Origin of the sequence: Roseovarius tolerans, assembly GCF_900109855.1 — a bacterium.
GTDB lineage: Bacteria > Pseudomonadota > Alphaproteobacteria > Rhodobacterales > Rhodobacteraceae > Roseovarius > Roseovarius tolerans.
This window is the reverse complement of record NZ_FOBO01000041.1, coordinates 1-3,192: the sequence shown is the minus strand read 5'-3', so window position 1 is coordinate 3,192 and position 3,192 is coordinate 1. Positions and strand designations below refer to the sequence as shown.

Here is a 3,192-nt window from a genome sequence, read left to right as displayed (position 1 = left end):
CACGAAACTGAAAACGCATAAACTTAATCAAGGATGAGCCAGAGCCTCCAAACGAAAGCACGCTCTGATGTCCCAAATTATCTGACGACGCACACTTTGGACCCGTGCTGGTCATCATCCCGTTCAGTGACGAAGACGAGGCCATCGAGATTGCCAACGACACGCCCTATGGGCTTGCCGCTTTTGTTCAGACCGGCAGCCCGAACCGGGCCGAGCGTGTAGCGACGCGCCTTCGCGCCGGAGCCGTCCACATCAATGGGGCCGGGATCAACTATGGCTCGCCCTTTGGTGGTTACAAGCAATCCGGAAACGGTCGCGAAGGCGGCATCATGGGGCTGGAGGACTATCTGGAAACCAAAACATTGCACGGGATCAGTTGACGAGGATAGGCTGATAAATATGGAGTGACAAAAGTGAATGAACGCACCCTGCGCCCACGACGGAGTTTCATTTTCACACCGGGTCTGCGTCCAGACATGTTTCTTAAGGCGCTGGCCAGTGGCGCTGACATTGTTTGCGTTGAATTGGAAGATGGAATCGCGCCGAGGGACAAGGCCGAGGCACGCAAAAGGGCGCTGGCCTTGTTCCAGACGCCACAAGCCGATGACGAAGCCAACGATCTCGCCTTCGACCTCAAGAACTAGGAAACCATCGGGATAGACCTCTATCCTCTTGGATATCTTTTCGAGGGTTGCTGCTTCGTCGCCTTCATAAGCGGCGGTCTCGATTTCAAAGCATCGAATTGCGTCGAAGGGTCGGGCGTTTCGAAATTCGTTCATGCCTTATACTATTCGCGATGGATCAAGTTGAATAGCAGCCATTGGTTCTCCTCGCAGCATCGGTCACTTCGGGCTCGAAGCAGTCATGCGGCAGCGTAGCGGGCGCACCGGTTTGGTCACCTTCGGCGAGCGTCGCTCACGGCCCAGACCGGCCATTGAGCTTTTGCCTCTTCCGCCGCTGTGCAGCCCGTCAGAACGGACTTTAGCTGCAGGTGCGAAATCGAGCCGACGGCGAACTGGTAATATGCGAACAAACCTGACTCTGCTGCCATCCGATCATCTGGCCCCAACAGCCGCTTAGCCCGCCTGCCGAACAGAGCGATAATGTTTGCCACGATGGAACACTTCGGGCACGCTTATTCAACTTAAATAAACCAGATTTGATTTCCGCAGTTTGATTGGCGTGACACGCGATGACAAAACGAAGCTATTCAGACCACCTCGAACTGCCTTGCGGCGTGGGTTTGAAAAACCGCTTCGCACGTAGCGCCATGACCGAAGCCCTCGCGGATGTTGACGATGCGCCGAACAAAGCGCATCAAACTCTCTACGAGCGCTGGTCCTATGGTGGTATGGCCATGCAAATGACCGGCAATGTTATGGTCGACAAACGCTACCTTGAACGGCCGGGCAATGTGGTTGTCCAAGATGAAAGTGTTTTGAACGTGCTGCAAGACTGGGCCCGGGCCGCAAAGTCCGGTGGCAGTCAAGTCTGGATGCAAATCAGCCATCCAGGGCGCCAATGCCCCATTGTGGTGCATACGCGGCCTTTGTCCCCCTCCGCGGAAAAGCTGCGCATTCTTGGCCTGTTCGGAAAACCAACGGCAATGACTTCAGAAGATATTCAGGATGCCATCCAGCGCTATGCCACAACGGCCGCAATTGCGAAAAAGGCGGGGTTTGACGGTGTGCAGATACATGCCGCGCACGGCTATCTCGTCAGCCAGTTCCTGTCGCCGATCACCAACCAACGCAAGGATGACTGGGGCGGGTCGCTTGAAAATCGCGCGAAATTCCTGCGCAAAGTGTATGCAGCGACGCGCGCTGTCGTCGGCAAGGACTTTCCCGTTGCAGTCAAGCTGAACTCGGCGGACTTTCAGAAAGGTGGATTTTTGATCGAGGACAGTTGCCAGGTTGCGCGATGGCTCGAAGATGACGGCATTGATCTCATTGAACTGTCCGGCGGAACCTACGAGCAGATGAGCTTTGTCAATGGAACCGAGGAACGACAGCGCGATAGCACAATCAAACGCGAGGCCTATTTCTTGGAATATGCCCGCGAGGTGCGTCATGCGGTGAGTGTCCCTCTTATGGTGACAGGAGGGTTTCGCAGCGTCGCTGCGATGGAGCGCGCAATCGTTGACGATGGGATCGACATGATCGGTCTTGCGCGCCCCCTATGCGTTCAGCCGGATGCTGTAGCAGGGATACTTGACGGTTTGGTCGAAAAGATTGGCATCGAAGAAGATGGTCTGGTTATCGGGCGGGGCCGGTTCGGGGTGAACGCCAGAAACTGGTTCATAAATCTAGTCAACACTGTGTCCCGGGTTGAATATTATGCTTGGCAGATGAACCGGATGTCACGCGGCTTGATGCCCCAAACGGACGCACGCAATAATGCAGTTGGCTACTTTCTGTGGTACCTCAACCGCACAACCTTTCTAGGGCTGCGCCGAAAATTTGCCCGCAAATCCTAGGCCGAGCTACTTTTCGCATTTCCCGCCATTCATCCACGGCCCAGCATCGGTCACAATGTGCTCACTGCAGCCTTGCGGCGGTACAGCACCCAGTTCCTTGCTCTGGCCCACCTCCAACCGGTTTCCATAGCCCTCGGTTGACGGCAGCCAGCCCAGAGCGGACCCAAAGCCCTTACCACGAATCTGCGATTGCTGACCTTCGCTGCGCGGGTTGCGAACTGGTAAGAAGCGGGACGAAGTGAGCTTTAGCTGCGGCTACGCCAATGTCTGCTTTCGAGCCGTTCAGCATATCTGCGGTCCGCCCCTTCACCGGAACGCAGGCCCGTGCGCCCAGACGGTCAGCGAATGGCGCACGCCGCTGCGCACGGGTGTCACCTGATGCAGCATAAAGCTGGGGAACACCGTCACACAGCCCTGCGCCCGACTGGCCTCCAGCACCTGCGCGCCGGGCATCACCTCTAACGTGCCGCCGTCATAGTCAGCTGTCGGCGACAGTTGCAGCACCAGCGTCAGCTTGCGCTTGGCCGAAATCGGCCCGCCGCCGATGTCCGAATGCCACACAAAATGCCCCGCAGCGGTGGCGCGGTAGATCGCCACCTGTGGGCTTTCCTCGAATGCGGTCAGAAGGCTTATCCCCTTCGTTCCGGCGGCACAGGATGTTGTGCCACCGGGCTTGCAAATCTGTGATGTTCGCTTATTGTTCCGCTCATGCCAGC

3 protein-coding genes and 1 pseudogene are annotated in these 3,192 nt (G+C 56.8%); 3 read left to right on the top strand and 1 reads right to left on the bottom strand.

The window, feature by feature from the left end; translation table 11 throughout:
* Positions 1 to 92 precede the first annotated feature (92 nt).
* The 3 genes and pseudogenes from BMX04_RS18815 to BMX04_RS18800 all read left to right on the top strand — a co-directional run.
* Positions 93 to 380: pseudogene (locus BMX04_RS18815) on the top strand (aldehyde dehydrogenase family protein); the annotation flags it as partial.
* A 33-nt stretch (positions 381 to 413) separates the two neighbouring features.
* Positions 414 to 644 carry an aldolase/citrate lyase family protein gene (locus BMX04_RS18810; RefSeq protein WP_083398249.1) on the top strand — a complete coding sequence of 77 codons (231 nt, stop codon included), beginning with the start codon at positions 414 to 416 and terminating at the stop codon, positions 642 to 644.
* A 548-nt stretch (positions 645 to 1,192) separates the two neighbouring features.
* The gene (locus BMX04_RS18800) at positions 1,193 to 2,476 is read left to right on the top strand and encodes an NADH:flavin oxidoreductase/NADH oxidase family protein (RefSeq protein ID WP_074788376.1); all 1,284 of its coding nucleotides are present in this window, start codon (positions 1,193 to 1,195) and stop codon (positions 2,474 to 2,476) included.
* A gap of 306 nt (positions 2,477 to 2,782) precedes the next feature.
* Here BMX04_RS18800 and BMX04_RS18795 read toward each other — a convergent pair.
* The coding region (locus BMX04_RS18795; protein WP_139194642.1) for a 2OG-Fe(II) oxygenase at positions 2,783 to 3,192 on the bottom strand (410 nt) is incomplete at its 5' end.

What these genes read in the sequence shown, in the direction of transcription:
- BMX04_RS18800 (WP_074788376.1), top strand. Translation starts at nt 1,193, where the DNA reads ATGACAAAACGAAGCTATTCAGACCACCTCGAACTGCCTTGCGGCGTG.